The following is a 17,906-nucleotide window of genomic DNA, read 5'->3' as shown; positions in this document are numbered from 1 at the left end:
CCCAAAATAATCCGCCGCTTCTCTCGGTTTTACATACCTAGCCATACCAAGCAGCTATACTGAACATACTGTACATTATTTTCAGTATAGTCCAGCATATCATTGACTAGAGTCATGCTCCCTCGCCCTCTTCTGAAACCTCTTGCTGATACACTGTGACATACGAAAAAAGCTCGGGATCCCCCAGGCTCGGGATCCCAGCAGTTGACTACATCGTTGTGTCGCTTAGGGAGGATCCATCTTGCGCCCCATCCTCATTGCCGGCAACTGGAAAATGCACAAGACTCAGGCTGAGGCTCGCCAGTTTCTGCGCGAGTTTCGTCCAGCCCTGCAAGCCTCGTCTGCAGGGGTGAGGCCGCAGCGGCAGATCATTCTCTGCGTGCCCTTCACAGACCTGGCCGTGGTGGTAGAAGAAACGCGGGGATCCGGCATGGCTGTGGGAGCCCAGAACCTGCACTGGGAGGATCAAGGGGCGTTTACGGGAGAGATCTCCGGCCCCATGCTGGCAGAGCTGGGGGTGCGCTACGTTATCGTCGGCCACAGCGAACGGCGGCAGTACTTTGGCGAAACCGATGAAACCGTCAACCGGCGCTTGGCCGCGGCCCAGCGGCACGGGCTCACCCCCATCCTCTGTGTGGGGGAAAGCTTGCAACAGCGGGAGCAAGGCCTGACCGAGTCTTGGATTGTGGGACAGTTGGATCGCGCCTTGCCGGGGATCGATCTGCGCAACCTCGTGATTGCCTACGAGCCCATCTGGGCCATTGGCACGGGGAAAACCTGTGCAGCCGCCGAGGCCAACCGCGTCATCGGCCTTATCCGCCAGCATCTGGGCGCCGACCACCTGCCCATCCTCTACGGTGGCTCGGTCAAAGCCAGCAACATCGACGAGCTGATGGCCCAGCCGCAGATTGACGGTGTACTGGTGGGAGGGGCCAGCCTCGATCCCCAAGAGTTTGCCCGCATTGTCAACTTCCAGGCCCTGACTCCTGCCGCAGCAGCGGCTCCCTAGGTTCCTCAGCGAGATTGCCCCCACAGTAGAGCCACGGGAAAAGACTTGAGGACGGCGCCCACCGACAAGGTGTCGCCGGCAGGGATCCCTTCTTGGGTGAGGCCATTGACCCACTCCAGCCGCTTCCAGCGCGGCAGCTGAATTTCTGTGTCTTTCCAAACAGCGTCCCCCAAGGGATCCTGCGTCTGGTAAATTAGGGAGGTTAGGAAGCGGGGCGCCACCACCAGGACGACTTGTTTGTCGTGCTGACGGGCAAAAGCAATGACATGGTTGGCATAGGAGCCGCTCACCTGCAGGGGAATATAACTGCCTTCCAGAAATAGCTGCGGCTGTTCCTGACGGGCCTTTAGCACCTGATGGATGAGAAACAGCTTAATGCGGCCGTCGTGGCGGTGAAGCAGAAGATCTTGGATAAGTTGCAGGGGATCCTGCTTGATTCGCCGTTGAATTTCTTCGAGGTAAGCCAGGCGGCGGGAAAAGTCCACAGGCCGACGATTGTCGGGATCGACCATGCTGAGATCCCACAGCTCCGTGCCCTGGTAGATATCCGGGATCCCAGGGCTGGTGAGCTTCAGCAGGGTTTGAGAGAGAGAGTTAAAGATGCCAAAGTGGGCAATTTTGCGCTGAAAGGGCAGGAAAGACTCCAAGAAGGGGCTTGAGGGCCGCAGGATCTGATCGATGAAAGCAAGGGTAGCTTCTTCGTATTCGGTATCGGGGCGAAGCCAAGCAGTATGAACCTTAGCTTCCCGAACTGCTTTAATGGCGTAGTCTTTAACTCGCTGGATAAAGGTAGGAACTTCCTCTGGTTGAAAAGGATAGGAGCCGATCAAAGTCTGATAAAGAAAATACTCGTCGTTGCGATCGGGCAGCTCCGAACGCTTCGCTTGCTTGCTGCGAACTTTGTAGCCAAGATTCAACTCATGCCAGAGTTTAATGTGCTTCTCCCATTCAGCGGGGAGTTCCGAGAGCACATTCAGGCGGGCCCGCACATCCTCGCCGCGTTTGGTGTCATGGGTGGAGGAAGCATTCATTGAGAAGGGCCACTGGGCTGCTCGTTCTTGGTTAAAGCGATGGAACTCTTGGACAGAAATGCCAAAACGATATAGATCCCCACCTACTTCGTTCAGGGATAGCAGCCTGTTGTAAACGTAGAAGGCCGTATCCTCTACCCCTTTGGCCATGAGAGGGCCAGCCAACTGTTGCAGCCGCATGGCAAAGTAGATTTGCTCGTTTTTCTCTTCCTCTGAGACGTTTTCGGGGAACTCAAGGCAGAGAAAGCGCTGCAGGAAATTCAGCTCGTTAACCAAAATGGGCAGGTTCTCCTTAGCTTTCTCTACAGCTTGGCGGACGGCCTGTTGACCTTCTGAGCTGAGGATCCCTTCGTGGATGTAGACTCGGTAAACTGGGAAACACACCAAAACCTCTGCCAAGGCTCGGCGCAAGCTGTAGAGGGTGAAGTCATTGGCATAGCGGTGATGGCTGGTAATCTGCTTGAGCAAAAAAGCAAGGTTGTCCATGTCCCCTGCCAGGTTGCGCTCGATAATCAGCCGTTTTTTATCTTCGATAACCTGTTCTGGTGACTGTTGCAGGTTGGTGAAATCTTGATAAAGAGCACTGAAGGCTTCTGCATTCTCCGATTGGCAAAAGATGCCATTAAGCTTAGCTAAAAAGTCGTAACCCGTTGTGCCTTGAACTGGCCATTGCTGAGGTAGCTTCTCATTAGCTTCTAGTATTTTTTCTACCACAATGTAGAGATCTGGACAGCGTTCTCGCAGACGGTGGAGATACTCCTCTGGGTTAAATAGGCCATCGATGTGGTCGATGCGTAAACCTGTGAAGCGCCCCTGTTCTGCGAGCTTGAGAATGAGCTGATGCGTTTTGCGAAATACTTCGCGATCTTCCATCCGCAGCGAGATCAGATCGTTGATGGTAAAAAAACGACGATAATTAATCTCCTCAGCACCCACCTTCCAAAAGGAGAGGCGAAAGTTTTGCCGTGCCAAAAGGCTGTCCAACAAGTCAAAGCTGGAGGGATCCCCGGGCTTGCCGTTGAAGATGGCGATGTTCTCGTCAAAGAAGCTTTGAATATGCGGGCTAGAGGTGTAGAGCTCCCAGAGGGAGTGCTTGGCAAAGCTAATTTGATCCGTGCGCTCTAGGAGATCCTCTTTGCTAGGAATAAACTTGAGGCTGAAGAGGATCCCGAGTAGTTTGACATAGTCGGGGTGGCTGCGCCCTAGTTTCCGCCGCAACTTGCCCAGGTTATAGGTAAAAACATCGGCATAGGTGTCAATATTGAGAGGAAATCTTAAGTTGTAGTAGTTAATGCTCAGGCCGTCGGCATCATAGCGTAGCTGAATCTGGCCTGACTCCAGGCACTTGTTGTAGAAGTCGCCCAGGAAGGGAGCAAGGATTCTGCCCTTGATCCCCAGATAGGAGTGATCCCAATTCACGTCAAAGTAGTCGATAAAGTCTGAGTTAGGCCCGCTTTCCAAAACATCCATCAGCATTTGGTTTTGGCCGTCGTAGGCCATGTGGTTGGGCACGATGTCTTGGATCCAGCCGATTCCCTGCTGGTTGAGGGTTTCCCACAAGAGTTCAAACTTTTCACTCCCCCCTAACTCCACGTTGATCTGCCTGGGATCCACGACGTCGTAGCCATGGGTGCTGCCCTTGCGGGCCTGAAAGATGGGGGAAGCATATAGATCGCTGATGCCCAGCAACTTCAGGTAGGGGACAATTTGCCGCGCTGCCTCGAAGTCAAATCCAGCGTGAAACTGAATGCGATAGGTGGAAGTCGGGATCCGCATGACGACCTCAAAACGACGACAAGGTGGCTCAGCCCATGACCAGAAGGGATGTTTCCAGGGTAGCGGCTAAGATCGGGAGGTCCCGCATAAAGATCGGCAAAACCCTAGATAGGTGTTCAGGGGCACAAGAGCGCCAAAGGGCAAGCAACGATGCTAAACCAGGCGGCGGCGAGATGGGCAACGATTTTTCTCTTGAGCGGCACTTCTGGGAGCGACCTGAGCTTTGCCCAAGGGGAGTTGCGGGTGGGGGACGAACCGGTTTTCACCCTGCCCACTCCCGCTGCCTCTGCCCATCTGCGTCTGGTGCAGCAACGTCTGGAGGAGATTTTGCTGCAGGCCAGCAGCTCCCAGCCCCAGGTCGGTTTGGAGATCCCTGCTCCTCCCACTCCGGATCCCTTGGTGGCTCCTCTGCCAGCCCATACTCTTCTCAATGGGCAACTGCCGTCGACAGTGACGCCGGTGGATGCAGAGGCCTACGCCACTTCTCAACCGGCGGATTTGGCGCGACGGCTACAGAAGACCCTAGACTCGGCGGAGAGCCAGCAGCGGCTCTATCGCCGATAATGGGCGGCTGGTTACCGGTGGACCGTGCATCGGGAATCATGTCGTTTATTGGCAGATCCCTTTTGGGGAGGATCCCCTGGGGTTTTCCTATCAGCCGGTGCTGCCGGATCCCCCGCCGGAGCGGCTATTTTTGTTAAACCGCCTGCCTCAGTTTGTGCCCTACGAGTTGCGACCCTAAGCGTTTTTCTACGGCCTCCTATGTCCTCTACACCATCCACGCCAACCCTTCCCCGCCAGCCCCGCATCCTGTTGGGCCTGCGGGCTGACCATTTTCGCCATCCTGTGGATCTGCAGGCAACCCGCTCTCTGCAGCAGGTGCCGGGGCTGGGCCTGCTGATTCAGAATTTGCTCGGCTCGACGGCAGGGGAGATCTTTTATCTGGATAACATCGCCTCGAGCATTCAAATCAACGAGCACCAGTTGCCGGAAATTCACCAGCTTCTGGTGCAGGCCTGTCGCATTCTAGATCTGGAAGTGCCCCAGCTCTACGTGCGCCAAAATCCCGTGCCCAACGCTTACACTTTTGCCATGCAGGGGAAAAAGCCCTTTATCGTCCTGCACAGCTCCCTGCTGGACTTGCTGGAGCCGCCGGAAATTCAAGCCGTGATCGCCCACGAGCTGGGCCACCTCAAGTGCAACCACGGCGTCTACTTGACGATGGCCAACCTTCTCATGCTCTCGACCAGTTTGCTCCCCTTCGGTGGGCTCTTCTATCAAGCGCTGCAAGATCAACTGCTGCACTGGCTGCGCTGTGCCGAGTTTACCTGCGACCGGGCGGCGCTGCTGGTTACCCAGGACGCAAGAACGGTGATCTCGGTGCTAATGAAGCTGTGCGGCGGCTCGCCGCAGTTGGCCGCCAAGCTCAATGTGGATGCTTTTCTGGAGCAGGCCCGCACCTACGAGGAGCTGGACGACGATCTCTGGCAGCTTGAGCTGAAGCAGATGCAGACCATTGGGCGCACCCACCCGCTGCCGGTGCTGCGAGCTCGGGAAATTGAGCGCTGGTTCCGCAGCAACACTTACCGGCAAATTTTGGAGCAGCACGGCTCGACTGCTGCCTGAGAGGCCAGGATGGCTTCCCTCGGAGTGACCTCTGGCCTCCCCCTGATTGTGGGGGAGGCCCTTTTCGATTGTTTCCCAGACAAGGTGGTGCTGGGCGGTGCGGCTTTGAATGTGGCTTGGAACCTCAAAGGGCTAGGATCCGATCCCGTCTTGCTCAGCCGCGTCGGCCAAGATGAGGCGGCAGAACAGTTGTTGGCGGCGCTGCGGCGGCAGGGGCTGCGTCTGGAAGGGCTGCAGCGGGATCCGCTTCACCCCACCGGCCAAGTCCGGGTCACGCTGGATGGGGAGGGGATTCCGACCTTCGCCATCTTGCCCGACCAAGCCTACGACTACATCCAGTTGGACAGGGCAGCTCTGCAAGCCCTCCGCCCCAGCCTGATCTACCGGGGCAGCTTGGCGGCGCGTCGAGAAGCAGCCCATCGCCATTTTCAGGAGACCCTTCCCACTTTGGGCTGTCCGGTGTTTTTGGACCTCAATCTGCGGGATCCCTGGTGGCGCCCAGGCCCCGTCCGGGAAATGCTGCGCACCTGCGCTTGGCTGAAGCTGAACCAAGAGGAGCTGGAGCAGGTGGTGCAGTTAGAAAGCATCCCCGCCGGCAAGGTGGAGGAACAGGGGCAGGCCTTGCGGGCGCGGTTGAACCTGAGGGGCTTGTTCCTAACGCTGGGGGCGGCAGGTGCATTCCTGTTCACCGGTAGGGGGGTGTATCGGGGGGAGCCGGTGCCGGTGCCGCGGCTGGTGGATACGGTGGGGGCAGGGGATGGGTTTAGCGCGGTGGCCATCCTGGGCCTGCTGCAAGGATGGCCGGAGGCGGTGTTGCTGCAACGGGCGGTGGAGTTTGCGGCGGCCATCTGTGGAGTTGCGGGGGGCGCCCCCCCAGATCCGGCGTTCTATCGCCCCTTCCGGCAAGCGTGGGGGCTGTAGAAGCTACTGGAACTGGCGCCAGTGGAACTGGGCGTAGCGCCCCCCCTTGCTCAGCAACTCGCGATGATTGCCCTCCTCCAACAGTTGCCCCTGCTCGAGGACGAAAATGCGATGGGCGCTGCGCACCGTAGAAAGGCGGTGGGCGATCACAAAAACCGTGCAGCGCTGCATCAACCGCTGCAGAGCTTCCTGCACCAAGGCCTCAGACTCGTTATCCAAAGCAGAGGTGGCCTCGTCCAGGATCAAGATCTTGGGGTTGAGCAACACGGCGCGGGCAATGGCCAACCGCTGCCGCTGGCCGCCGGAGAGGGTAACTCCGCGTTCTCCAACACGGGTGGCGTAGCCATCGGGCAGGCTCTCGATGAAACTGTCGATGTTGGCCACGCGGGCCGCCTGCCGCACTGCTTCCAGGTCAAAGTCCTCTTGGCCGTAGGCGATGTTGCTGGCGATGGTGCCGGAAAACAGGGTAATCTCCTGGGGCACGATGCCGATCTGGCGGCGCAAGCTCTTGAGGGTGACGGTGCGGATGTCGATGCCGTCGATGCGGATGCAGCCTTCCTGGGGATCGTAGAAGCGCGGGATCAGGTTGACCAGGGTGGATTTGCCGGCGCCGGAGGATCCCACCAGGGCGACAATCTCGCCGGGGGCCACCTGGAAGCTGATCTGTTTGAGCACCGGCTGATCTGGTTTGTAGGCAAAGGAAACCTGCTCGAACTCCACCCAGCCTTCAATGGGCGGCATGGGGCGGGCGCCGGGCAGCTCCCGCACGCGGGAGCGGGTATCCAAGAGCTCGAAGATCCGCTCCACCGAGGCTTCCCCCTGTTTCAGCTCGCTGTAGTTGTTGGTGATGTGGACAATGGGGTCGATCAGCATGGCGACCCCGGCAATAAAGCCAAGAAACTGGCTGCCGGTCAGGTTGCCCTTGCTAATCTGCCAGCCCCCCACCCAAAACACCCCCAACACGCTCATGGCGTACAGAAAGCCCACCACCGGGTCTTGGATAGCTTTAACCTGTTCGGTTTGGAAGCGGGCCAGGCGGTTGTTCTCGGCCATGGCGCTGAAGCGGCGGATCTCGTAGTCCTCGGCAGCAAAGGCGCGGGTGAGGCTGATGCCGGCAAAGGCTTCCGTCAGAAGGGAGGACAGGTCGGCCATGCTCTCCTGGTTAAGGCGGGAGCGCAGCAGCAGCCGCTCCCCAAACCAACTGATCAAGGCGCCCATCAGGGGGGCAATCACCAGGGTGGTCAAGGTGAGGATGCCGTTGAGGTAGAACAGGTAGGCCACTACCGCCAAGATGGTGAGCACGCTGGGGATGAAGCGGTGGAAAAAGCGCTGCACCACTTCGCCCACCCGATCCAGATCGCCGGTGAGGCGGTAGACCAGGTCGCCGGTGCGGCTGCCGGAAAAGTAGTCCACATCCAACCCCTGCAAATGGGCGTAGAGCCGTTGCCGCAATTCCAATACCATTTGCAAAGAGGCCTTGGCCATAAGGGTGTCCTGGCCGTACTGGAAGGCGCCGCGCACCAGAAAAAACACCACCCCGATCAAGGCCAAGATCCGCAGTTGCCCCAGATCCCCCGCGCCGATGGAGCGGGCCACCCACTCGATCAAGTAGGCGAGGGCAGGCATAGTGAGGACAAAGCCAAGGGTACAGGCCAGCCCCAGCAGCAACATCCACAGGTGGGGCCGAATGAAGGGAAAAAGGCGGCGATAGCTACGACCTGGATGCACAGATCTCAGAAGAAAGGGCTTCTGCCCCACTCAGCTTACCGGATCGGGCCACAAGCTGCTGCCGGGATCCCTGGCCAGCGGGGTTGTCTCTTAGACGGCTCTGGCTAGCCTAACTTTTGCCCATACCTGGCAAGGGGGGATCCCCTTCTTCGACGGCGTCTGCGCCAACGTCGCCAGCGGGAGACCAGGCAATCGCTGAGGCTGTGGTTCAGCGAACCCAGCTCCAGCCCCATGCCCACCCAAAGCAGCGTCTCTGCGTGCGCATGCAACCCTTGCCAGAGGTGGTTGCGCCAGGCCCAGGGCCGCCACTGCCACCAGCCCAGGCGGGATCCCAGCCAAGCCCCCGGCAGGCCCACCCCCGCCACCCACAGGCCCAGGTAGAGCACGCGCAGGGCAGTGCCGACGATCGGCCCGTGGGACCAGAAGGAGCGGTGTTGCAGGCAGCGGCGGTAGGGGAGCCAAATCCAGCGCAGGAACAGCCAGCGGCGATACTGGCGAGAGTCAGTGTCCAGATCCCCGGAAAACATCAGGCCGCTGAAGAGATAGGCGGATCCCACGGCCAGAGCTACGGCAGCGCTGTTGCCCAACAGGCCGGCTGCCAAAGTGACGCCGGGAGCTGTCCAGAGGGTGATGCGATCGTGGGTGGATCCTAGAGGCATGAAGCCAGCGCAGCGCTCCGCTGCGGCTGAGTCTAGCCGCAGGAGAAGGAAAAAGCTTGCCCTCAGGCCGGGATCCCTCGATTGAGGCGATCCAACACCTGCAACTGCCGGTAGAGCATCTCCACTCGCGGCATCTGAATCCCGCCTTGCTGGGCATAGCGGAGCGGGTTGGCAAAAATAGCCTCCAGTTCCAGGGGACGCTTGCGCTCGTAGTCGATCTTCATGCTGGTTCGGTAGGGGGCCATCTTCTCGGTGCTGGCCAGCATCTCGGAGATCAGGGTCTGCGGGAGGTGGCGGCCACAGGCGGCAGCCCCCTGGATCACCTCGTGCATCAGCGTTTCCGCCAAAGCGCGGGCCTCAGGGTCGCGGATCATTTGCTGGGTATCGGCGTTGAAGATCACCGAGAGGCCGTTGAAGGGAATGTTCCAGACCAACTTCTGCCAGCGGGCCAACATCAGATCCGGAGAAAGAGAGGTCGGGATCCCGGCCCGCTGAAAATCTGCTTGAACTTGTTGAAGGCGAGGCGTGATCCCCTGGGGCGCATAGCCGGGGCCGTATTCCGCCAGCAGCACCGAGCCATAATCCAGATGACAGATGTGGCCGGGGCCGACTTTGTTGGAGCTGATAAAGCACAGCCCGCCGATCACCCGCTCAGGGCCAACCCAGTTGGCAATCTCCGGCTCCGCCCCCAGGCCGTTTTGCAGCAGGATCACCACGCCGTTGTCCGCCAGCACAGGCGGCAGCAACCGTGGCAGGAGGTGATTTTGGGTAGCTTTCAGGGCCACGATCACCCCTTCGCAGACGGGCATCTCCTCCACGGCGGCGTAGGCATTTACCTGGGGTAAGTGAAAGTCGCCCCAGCAGGACTCTACCCACAGCCCTTTCTGGCGCACGTGGTCGTAGTCGCTGTGCAAGAGAAAATGCACCGTGAAGCCAGCCTGTTGCAGTTTTGCCCCGTAAAACCCTCCCAGGGCGCCTGTGCCCAAGACAGCGTAGCGACGGGTTTCCGGCAAGACAGCCATAGCGGCAAAAGTCGGCAGATTATCCCCACCATACCGCACCCCAGGGGCGTCTCAGGCTCACTCTCTGCTGTTTTCCTCAAGTTTGGCGTCGATCAACAACACCCGCTCCTCGCCGTCGGTTTCCCGCAGGTGCACTTTGACGATCTGCTCAGGGGCCGTGGTTAGCTTGTGACCGCAGTAGTCTGGTTGAATGGGAAACTGGCGGTGGCCGCGGTCGATCAACACGGCCAGGCGCACTTGCTCCGGTCGCCCAAAGTGGTTGAGAGCCTCCAGAGCCGCACGGACGGTGCGACCCCGGAAGAGCACATCGTCCACCAACACCACTTCTTGGCCGGTCAGATCCCGCGGCAGCTCGCTGCGATTGGGAGTGCGCAGGCCGCCGGAGCCCAGGTCGTCTCGGAAGAAGGTGATGTCCAGCTCTCCTACCTGCGGTGGGCTCCCGAAGCCGGTGGCGATGCGATCCCGCAGGCGGTAGGCCAAGGGGACGCCGCGAGTGCGAATGCCGATCAACACCAGCCTGTCCAGGTGGGGGTGATCCCTGGCAATTGCTGTAGCCAGAGCGTCGATCAGCTCCGCTATCTGCTGCGCATTGAAGACCTCGACTGTGGACATGGATCCCTGTCCCCCCCTCGCCAGTTGGGACTCAGCTTATAAAAGCCCAAATTAGCCCAATCTGCCGGCGGGATCCCCATCCGGTAGGATAAAAGTAAGAGCAATCCCAAAGCCGTGGAGGTTTCCTGGAGGGATCTGCGATGTCTGTTGCTTGGCCGGCTTCTGGTTTGGTGAGACTGTCCTGGCTGACCCCTTTCCTGCGGGGTGCGGTGTTTTGCGGGCTGATCCTGTGCCTGGGTGTCGCCCTCTTGGGATCCCCGTCCTGGGCAGAAGACTACAGCAAGCGGGATCTGCAGGGGGCGAACTTTGCCGGACAAGACCTGAGCGGCTGGAAATTTCTCAAGGCCAACCTGCGACAAAGCGATCTCAGCCATGTCAAAGCGGCAGGGGCGAACCTGTTTGGAGCCAACCTCAGCAGAGCCAACCTGCGGGGGGCCGATCTGCGCGGCGCCACCTTGGACATGGCCAATTTGCAAGGTGCCGACCTGCGGGAAGCCCAACTGCAGGACAGCATGATGTGGCTGGCGCGGGTGGAAGGGATCGAGATCGAGGGAGCGGATTTCACCAACGCCCTGATCCGCAAAGATGCCCTTGCCATCCTCTGCGAACGGGCCAGCGGCGTTAACCCCGTCACCGGGCGGGCCACCCGCGACACCCTCGGATGCGACTAATCCCTCACCCTCGGACCCTCTCCCCTGAGGGAGAGGGGGGATGGGGAGGCCAGGAACGCCCTGTTTCGCCGCAAAGAGGTGTGGCTCAGGAGGTGGGGGCAGCCGCCTCAGAGCGGGCGGACGGGCGCCGAAACTGGCTGAGCAGCGAGTTCCAGGCCAAGCGGGCCATGGATAGCAGCCAATTGCCCTCCAATTCCTTGAACAAGTCCATGTTGAGCTTGAAGGCGTAGTTGGCTTCCGCCACAATGCGCTCGATGGTGGCCTGATCCAGCTCCAGCGCGTCCAACTGGGCGCGGTAGCGCTGCTTAAACTTGCCCTCGTGGGGGATCTGCTCGAAATCGTAAAAGGCCGTTCCTTCCCCCGGCGGCAGGCCCATGGCCCGGCGGGCGATGTTTTTCAGGATCTGGCCGCCCGAGAGGTCGCCGATGTAGCGGGTGTAGGCGTGGGCAATCAGCAGAACCGGGTCTTTTTCCACCACTTCTCGAATGCGGTTGACATAGACCTGGCAAGCGGGAGAGGGCTTGACCACGGCACGCCAATTGGGGCCGACAAAATAATTTAAATCCTTCTCCAGGCTGGCCTTGCGCCACAGCTCTGGGTAGTAGAGCCGGCCTACCAGGGGGTGCTCTCGCAGTTGGGCAAAGCCTTCTTCCAAAGCGCTGTAGACAAAGTAGAAATTGCCCAGGTAGCGGCTGTAGGCCCGTTTATCCACCACTCCCTTCAGGAAACACTTGATAAAGGCCATGTTCTCGGCCATGGTGTGGGACTGCTTGGTGCCCTCTCGCAACTGGGCCGACAAGCTGTGGTCCCGGTTATACAGATCACTTTTTTTATTCTGATTGTTCTGACTTTGACTCACAAAACCCTCCTCGCCAACAAACTGTGCTTCATTAGATCACCCGCAGATCACCCGCAAGCCATCCCGAGGTTCCCCCAGCCTGAGAAGCTTTGTAAACCCATTCCCGATCCTTTCTCATGATTGATGGCTCCGCGTCTTGCCCCCTAGCCTGCATCAACAGCGTGCATCTCAAAAGCGACAAAGACCGGCGCCGCGTCCACCCTGGCGACCGGCTGAGCCTGTCAGAACCACCCCTCCGATCCCCACGGTCGACCGGAAATCCGAGCTGGAGCAGCGGATGATCCGTAAAAACGGTCAAAGATTAGAATAATCTGCCTGAGTGTGAATGGATGTGAACAATCCTTAAGGCACGGTGGGAATCGTCCCTGCTCCGGCAGCCAAAAGGGGATCCCAAGCGGTTTTGCCGAGATTTTCCAGGTGCGCCCCCACGGGATCCGGACAGTCCCTCGGCCTTTGTAACGTTCGTTGACGATCGTTGGCAGGGTTTCTATAATTAGAGGCCTGACTGCAGCGCAACCCCTGCCGAGCAACGCATGACACAATTAGCAGTGCCATCCCCTGCCGCTCCTACCTTGCCTGACCTGGTAGAGATTCAGCGGGAGAGTTTTTTGTGGTTTTTGCGAGAAGGGTTTGAAGAGGAGCTCCTCAGCTTTTCCCCTATCGTCGATTACACAGGCAAGCTGGAGCTGCACTTTCTGCCGGAGTACCGCCCTGGGGATCCCTCCAAAGGGTACAAGATCAACAAGCCGCGCTACGACCCTGAGGAAGCTAAGCGACGGGATGCTACCTACCAAGCGCAAATCCGGGTGCCCACTCGCCTGATTAACAAAGAGACGGGCGAGATCAAGGACATGGACGTCTTCATCGGCGAGCTGCCTTTGATGACGGATCGGGGTACCTTCATCATCAACGGCGCCGAGCGGGTGATCGTCAACCAAATCGTGCGCAGCCCCGGCGTCTACTACAAGTCGGAGCTGGACAAAAACGGTCGGCGCACCTACAGCGCCAGCCTCATCCCCAACCGGGGCGCCTGGCTGAAGTTTGAGACCGACAAAAACGGCCTGGTGTGGGTGCGCATCGACAAAACCCGCAAGCTCTCGGCGGCGGTGCTGCTGAAGGCCTTGGGCCTGAGCGACTCGGAGATCTACGACAGCCTGCGCCACCCCGAATTTTTCCAAAAAACCATGGAAAAAGAGGGGCACTACAGCGAAGAAGAGGCCCTGATGGAGCTGTACCGCAAGCTGCGGCCTGGCGAGCCTCCCACCGTCTCCGGCGGCCAGCAGTTGTTGGAATCCCGCTTCTTCGATCCCAAGCGCTACGACCTGGGCCGAGTAGGGCGCTACAAGCTCAACAAAAAGCTCAATCTCAACGTGGCGGAAAATGTGCGGGTGCTCACCGTCACGGACATCTTGGCCGTCATCGACTACCTGATTAACTTGGAGTACGACATCGGCCATGTGGACGACATCGATCACCTGGGCAACCGCCGCGTGCGCTCGGTGGGCGAGCTCTTGCAAAACCAAGTACGGGTGGGCCTCAACCGCCTGGAGCGGATCATCCGCGAGCGCATGACGGTCTCCGAGTCAGAGAACCTCACCCCGGCCTCGCTGGTTAACCCCAAGCCCTTGGTGGCGGCCATCAAGGAGTTCTTCGGCTCCAGCCAGCTCTCCCAGTTCATGGATCAGACCAACCCGCTGGCGGAGCTGACCCACAAGCGGCGGCTGTCGGCCTTGGGCCCCGGTGGCCTGAGCCGGGAGCGGGCCGGCTTTGCCGTGCGGGATATCCACCCCAGCCACTACGGGCGCATCTGCCCCATCGAAACTCCGGAAGGCCCCAACGCCGGGCTGATCGGATCCCTGGCCACCCACGCCCGCGTCAACCAGTACGGCTTCATCGAAAGCCCTTACTACCGGGTCGAAAACGGCGTGGTGCGCAAGGATCTGGGGATGGTCTACCTCACCGCCGACGAGGAGGACGAGTATCGCGTGGCGCCGGGGGATGTGCCGGTGGATGCCGAAGGCCGCATCACCGCCGACTTGGTGCCGGTGCGCTACCGCCAGGAATTTACCACCGCCCACCCCAGCGAGGTGCACTACGTGCAGGTGTCGCCGGTGCAAGTGATCTCGGTGGCCACCTCCTTGATCCCCTTTTTGGAGCACGACGACGCCAACCGCGCCCTGATGGGGGCGAACATGCAGCGGCAGGCGGTGCCCCTGCTCAAGCCGGATCGGCCTTATGTGGGCACGGGTTTGGAAGCCCAGGCGGCGCGGGACTCTGGCATGGTGGTGGTGTCGCGCACCAGTGGCGTGGTGACCTATGTTTCCGCCGACGAAATCGTGGTGCGGCCAGACGACGGCGGGGATCCGATTGTTTACCGCTTGCAGAAGTACCAGCGCTCCAACCAAGATACCTGTCTCAACCAGCGCCCTCTTGTCTACGCGGGGGATCGGGTGGTGCCCGGGCAGGTGCTGGCGGACGGCCCGGCGACCGAGGGAGGCGAGCTGGCCTTGGGCCAAAACGTCTTGGTGGCCTACATGCCCTGGGAGGGCTACAACTACGAAGATGCCATCTTGATCAGCGAGCGGCTGGTCTACGATGATGTCTTCACCTCGGTACACATCGAGAAGTACGAGATCGAAGCCCGGCAGACCAAGCTAGGGCCGGAAGAGATCACCCGCGAGATTCCCAACGTGGGGGAAGATGCCCTGCGCAACCTGGACGAAAACGGCATTGTGCGCATTGGGGCTTGGGTGGAAGCCGGCGATATTTTGGTGGGCAAGGTCACTCCCAAAGGGGAGTCGGATCAACCGCCAGAGGAGCGGCTGTTGCGGGCCATTTTCGGCGAGAAAGCTCGCGACGTGCGCGACAACTCGCTGCGGGTGCCCAACGGCGAGCGCGGACGGGTGGTGGATGTACGCATCTTTACCCGCGAGCAGGGGGACGAGCTGCCTCCGGGCGCCAACATGGTGGTGCGGGTTTACATCGCCCTCAAGCGCAAAATTCAAGTGGGGGACAAGATCGCGGGCCGTCACGGCAACAAGGGCATCATCTCCCGCATCTTGCCGATCGAGGACATGCCCTACCTGGCGGATGGCACGCCGGTGGATGTGGTGCTCAACCCCTTGGGGGTTCCCTCCCGCATGAATGTGGGCCAGGTGTATGAGTGCCTCCTGGGCTGGGCGGCAGAACACTTGGGGGTGCGCTTTAAGCTGATGCCCTTCGACGAGATGCACGGCCTGGAAGCCTCGCGGTTGACGGTGGAGGCCAAGTTGCGGGAGGCCCGTGAAAAAACCGGCAAAGACTGGATCTTCAACCCAGAAGGCAAGTACTGCGGCAAGATCCAGGTGTTCGATGGTCGCACTGGCGAGCCTTTCGACCAGCCGGTTACGGTGGGCCGCGCCTACATGCTGAAGCTGGTGCATTTGGTGGACGACAAGATCCACGCCCGCTCTACCGGTCCCTACTCGCTGGTAACCCAGCAGCCCCTGGGGGGTAAGGCGCAGCAGGGTGGCCAGCGCTTTGGCGAGATGGAGGTGTGGGCTTTGGAGGCGTTTGGAGCGGCCTACATCTTGCAGGAGCTGCTCACCGTCAAGTCGGACGATATGGTGGGGCGCAACGAGGCCCTCAACGCCATCGTCAAGGGCAAGCCCATCCCTCGACCCGGCACGCCGGAATCTTTCAAGGTGTTGGTGCGGGAGCTGCAGTCCCTCTGCCTGGACGTGTCTGTCCATAAGGTGGAGGTGGACAGCGACGGCCAGACCCGCGATGTGGAGGTGGATCTGATGGCCGATGTCTCCAGCCGCCACACCCCCTCGCGGCCCACTTATGAATCCGTTACATCCGAGGATCTTTCTCCAGCGGCAGGAGGAACCTTTACCTTAGCCAGGCGCAGCCGCGAGGAAGACGAAGACAGGGAGGAAGAGGACGATTTTTGATTGATGCCAGGGATCCCATTCGGCTCAGGAGAGGAGGGGTGGGGTTCCTCTCCCCTTCCTTTGTAGTTGCTAGGGCAGCAAGTCAGGAGAACAACGGCAATGGCCAAAACGGAGCAACGCTTTGACTATGTCAAGATTGGGCTGGCTTCTCCGGAGCGGATTATAGAGTGGGGCCAGCGCACCCTGCCCAACGGCCAAGTGGTGGGAGAAGTCACCAAGCCGGAGACCATCAACTACCGAACCCTCAAGCCGGAGATGGATGGTCTCTTCTGTGAGCGCATCTTCGGGCCGGTTAAGGACTGGGAGTGTCACTGCGGCAAGTACAAGCGAGTGCGGCATCGCGGCATTGTCTGCGAGCGCTGTGGGGTGGAGGTGACCGAGTCGCGGGTGCGCCGCCATCGTATGGGCTACATCAAACTGGCCGCCCCGGTCACCCACGTTTGGTACCTGAAAGGGATCCCCAGCCACATCGCCACGCTGTTGGACATGCCGCTGCGGGACGTGGAGCAGGTGGTGTACTTCAACGCCTACGTGGTGGTGGATCCGGGCAACGCTCCCAACCTCTCCTACAAGCAGTTGCTGACCGAGGATCAATACCTGGAGATCGAGGATCAGATGTACGAGGAGGGATCCGAGCTGCAACTGCCGGAGAACTGGGCCATGATCGGGGCGGAGGCCATCGAACGCCTGCTCAAGGATATCGACCTGGAAAAAGAGGCGGAGCAGTTGCGGGAGGAGATCGCCAGCGCCCGCGGCCAGAAGCGGGCGCGCCTAATCAAGCGGCTGCGCGTGATCGACAACTTCATCGCCACGGGAGCCCGGCCAGAGTGGATGGTGCTGCGGGTGCTGCCGGTGATCCCGCCCGATCTGCGCCCGATGGTGCAGTTGGATGGGGGGCGCTTTGCCACCAGCGACCTCAACGATCTCTACCGTCGGGTGATCAACCGCAACAACCGCCTGGCGCGGCTGCAGGAGATCATGGCGCCGGAGATCATCGTGCGCAACGAGAAGCGTATGCTGCAGGAGGCGGTGGACGCCCTGATCGACAACGGTCGGCGGGGGCGCATGGTGGTGGGGGCCAACAACCGTCCCCTCAAGTCCCTCTCCGATATCATTGAGGGCAAGCAGGGGCGTTTCCGGCAAAACCTGCTCGGCAAGCGGGTGGACTACTCTGGGCGTTCGGTGATCGTGGTGGGGCCCAACCTGCGCATGCACCAGTGTGGCTTGCCCAAAGAGATGGCCATCGAGCTGTTCCAGCCCTTTGTGATCCACAAGTTGATCAAGCGGGGCATCGTCAACAACATCAAAGCCGCCAAAAAGCTGATCCAGAGCAATGACCCGCAGGTTTGGGACGTGCTGGAGGACGTAATCGACGGCCACCCAGTTTTGCTCAACCGTGCCCCAACGTTGCACCGCCTCGGGATCCAGGCTTTTGAGCCGATCCTGGTGGAGGGGAGGGCGATTCAGCTCCACCCCTTGGTCTGCCCGGCTTTCAACGCCGACTTCGACGGCGACCAGATGGCGGTGCATGTGCCTCTCTCCTTGGAAGCCCAGGCGGAGGCACGCTTGCTGATGTTGGCCACCAACAACATCCTCTCCCCGGCCACAGGCGCTCCGATTATTACTCCCAGCCAAGACATGGTGTTGGGGTGCTACTATCTGACGGCGGACAATCCCCACGCCCCCGACCTTGGCGATCGTTATTTTGCCAGCCTGGAGGACGCCCTCATCGCCTACGACCGCGGCGTCATCGGCCTGCACAGCAAAATCTGGGTGCGCTACAGCGGCCCGATGGAGTTGGGCAAAGAGGAAAAAGAGTCGGAGCCTCAGATTATCGAGGAGCCGGGCGGCACCCGCCTCAAGATCACCAACTACCGCCGCATCCGCGAGGATCGGGACGGCAACGTGATCAGCCAATACATTCGCACCACGGCGGGCCGGATCATCTTCAACAAAACGGTGCAAGATATTTTGTCTGCTTGAGGCTGCCCCTGTGGACGTTGCCCTTGTCGATGGGTAGCTGGGATCCCTGCCCCCTTGTCCAGAACTGTCAGAGT

General features: G+C 60.0%; 13 protein-coding genes. 7 read left to right on the top strand and 6 right to left on the bottom strand.

The window, feature by feature from the left end; translation table 11 throughout:
- Positions 1 to 241: 241 nt before the first annotated feature.
- Complete coding sequence (tpiA, locus tag GG26_RS02800; RefSeq protein ID WP_011429306.1) at positions 242 to 1,009, top strand: triose-phosphate isomerase; 768 nt, start codon at positions 242 to 244, stop codon at positions 1,007 to 1,009.
- Between the two features lie 5 nt (positions 1,010 to 1,014).
- Here the strand turns inward: tpiA and treY are convergent, their stop codons facing one another.
- Entirely contained in the window at positions 1,015 to 3,816 is a 2,802-nt protein-coding gene (treY, locus tag GG26_RS02795; protein ID WP_099812492.1) for a malto-oligosyltrehalose synthase, read from the bottom strand.
- Between the two features lie 192 nt (positions 3,817 to 4,008).
- Between treY and GG26_RS02790 the strand changes: the two genes are divergently transcribed.
- The 3 genes from GG26_RS02790 (at position 4,009) to GG26_RS02780 (ending at position 6,363) form a co-directional block, all read left to right on the top strand.
- Positions 4,009 to 4,380 (top strand): hypothetical protein, encoded by a 372-nt coding sequence (locus tag GG26_RS02790; protein ID WP_143597300.1) that lies wholly within the window; start codon positions 4,009 to 4,011, stop codon positions 4,378 to 4,380.
- 198 nt (positions 4,381 to 4,578) lie between these two features.
- The gene (locus GG26_RS02785) at positions 4,579 to 5,442 is read left to right on the top strand and encodes a M48 family metallopeptidase (protein WP_011429309.1); all 864 of its coding nucleotides are present in this window, start codon (positions 4,579 to 4,581) and stop codon (positions 5,440 to 5,442) included.
- A gap of 9 nt (positions 5,443 to 5,451) precedes the next feature.
- Positions 5,452 to 6,363 (top strand): PfkB family carbohydrate kinase, encoded by a 912-nt coding sequence (locus GG26_RS02780; RefSeq protein WP_414388780.1) that lies wholly within the window; start codon positions 5,452 to 5,454, stop codon positions 6,361 to 6,363.
- Between the two features lie 3 nt (positions 6,364 to 6,366).
- On the opposite strand, the gene GG26_RS02775 is transcribed toward GG26_RS02780, so the two are convergent.
- The 4 genes from GG26_RS02775 to pyrR form a co-directional block, all read right to left on the bottom strand.
- Positions 6,367 to 8,091 (bottom strand): ABC transporter ATP-binding protein, encoded by a 1,725-nt coding sequence (locus GG26_RS02775; protein WP_011429311.1) that lies wholly within the window; start codon positions 8,089 to 8,091, stop codon positions 6,367 to 6,369.
- A 104-nt stretch (positions 8,092 to 8,195) separates the two neighbouring features.
- On the bottom strand, positions 8,196 to 8,750 hold the full coding sequence (locus GG26_RS02770; RefSeq protein ID WP_011429312.1) for a metal-binding protein: 555 nt from the start codon (positions 8,748 to 8,750) through the stop codon (positions 8,196 to 8,198).
- Between the two features lie 62 nt (positions 8,751 to 8,812).
- Entirely contained in the window at positions 8,813 to 9,811 is a 999-nt protein-coding gene (locus GG26_RS02765) for a putative 2-dehydropantoate 2-reductase (RefSeq protein WP_414388777.1), read from the bottom strand.
- A gap of 18 nt (positions 9,812 to 9,829) precedes the next feature.
- Complete coding sequence (pyrR, locus tag GG26_RS02760; RefSeq protein ID WP_011429314.1) at positions 9,830 to 10,384, bottom strand: bifunctional pyr operon transcriptional regulator/uracil phosphoribosyltransferase PyrR; 555 nt, start codon at positions 10,382 to 10,384, stop codon at positions 9,830 to 9,832.
- Positions 10,385 to 10,524: 140 nt separating this feature from the next.
- Between pyrR and GG26_RS02755 the strand changes: the two genes are divergently transcribed.
- The gene (locus tag GG26_RS02755) at positions 10,525 to 11,055 is read left to right on the top strand and encodes a pentapeptide repeat-containing protein (protein ID WP_099812490.1); all 531 of its coding nucleotides are present in this window, start codon (positions 10,525 to 10,527) and stop codon (positions 11,053 to 11,055) included.
- 85 nt (positions 11,056 to 11,140) lie between these two features.
- Here GG26_RS02755 and GG26_RS02750 read toward each other — a convergent pair whose 3' ends face one another.
- On the bottom strand, positions 11,141 to 11,854 hold the full coding sequence (locus GG26_RS02750) for a heme oxygenase (biliverdin-producing) (protein ID WP_099884279.1): 714 nt from the start codon (positions 11,852 to 11,854) through the stop codon (positions 11,141 to 11,143).
- Between the two features lie 593 nt (positions 11,855 to 12,447).
- Here GG26_RS02750 and rpoB point away from each other — a divergent pair.
- Complete coding sequence (gene rpoB / locus GG26_RS02745; RefSeq protein WP_099812488.1) at positions 12,448 to 15,849, top strand: DNA-directed RNA polymerase subunit beta; 3,402 nt, start codon at positions 12,448 to 12,450, stop codon at positions 15,847 to 15,849.
- A gap of 99 nt (positions 15,850 to 15,948) precedes the next feature.
- Positions 15,949 to 17,832 carry a DNA-directed RNA polymerase subunit gamma gene (locus GG26_RS02740; protein ID WP_011429318.1) on the top strand — a complete coding sequence of 628 codons (1,884 nt, stop codon included), beginning with the start codon at positions 15,949 to 15,951 and terminating at the stop codon, positions 17,830 to 17,832.
- Positions 17,833 to 17,906: the final 74 nt, after the last annotated feature.

Origin of the sequence: Synechococcus sp. 'PEA 65AY6A-5F PE A' (assembly GCF_047462575.1) — a bacterium.
In the GTDB taxonomy this organism is placed as follows: Bacteria; Cyanobacteriota; Cyanobacteriia; order Thermostichales; family Thermostichaceae; genus Thermostichus.
The sequence above is the reverse complement of the archived record's forward strand: the minus strand, read 5'-3'. Positions and strand labels throughout refer to the sequence as shown.

Bases quoted from the DNA above. Each gene is read 5' to 3' on its own strand.
- treY (WP_099812492.1), bottom strand. From the start codon at position 3,816: ATGCGGATCCCGACTTCCACCTATCGCATTCAGTTTCACGCTGGATTT.
- GG26_RS02785 (WP_011429309.1), top strand. From the start codon at position 4,579: ATGTCCTCTACACCATCCACGCCAACCCTTCCCCGCCAGCCCCGCATC.
- GG26_RS02780 (WP_414388780.1), top strand. From the start codon at position 5,452: ATGGCTTCCCTCGGAGTGACCTCTGGCCTCCCCCTGATTGTGGGGGAG.
- GG26_RS02770 (WP_011429312.1), bottom strand. From the start codon at position 8,750: ATGCCTCTAGGATCCACCCACGATCGCATCACCCTCTGGACAGCTCCC.
- pyrR (WP_011429314.1), bottom strand. From the start codon at position 10,384: ATGTCCACAGTCGAGGTCTTCAATGCGCAGCAGATAGCGGAGCTGATC.
- GG26_RS02755 (WP_099812490.1), top strand. From the start codon at position 10,525: ATGTCTGTTGCTTGGCCGGCTTCTGGTTTGGTGAGACTGTCCTGGCTG.
- rpoB (WP_099812488.1), top strand. From the start codon at position 12,448: ATGACACAATTAGCAGTGCCATCCCCTGCCGCTCCTACCTTGCCTGAC.
- GG26_RS02740 (WP_011429318.1), top strand. From the start codon at position 15,949: ATGGCCAAAACGGAGCAACGCTTTGACTATGTCAAGATTGGGCTGGCT.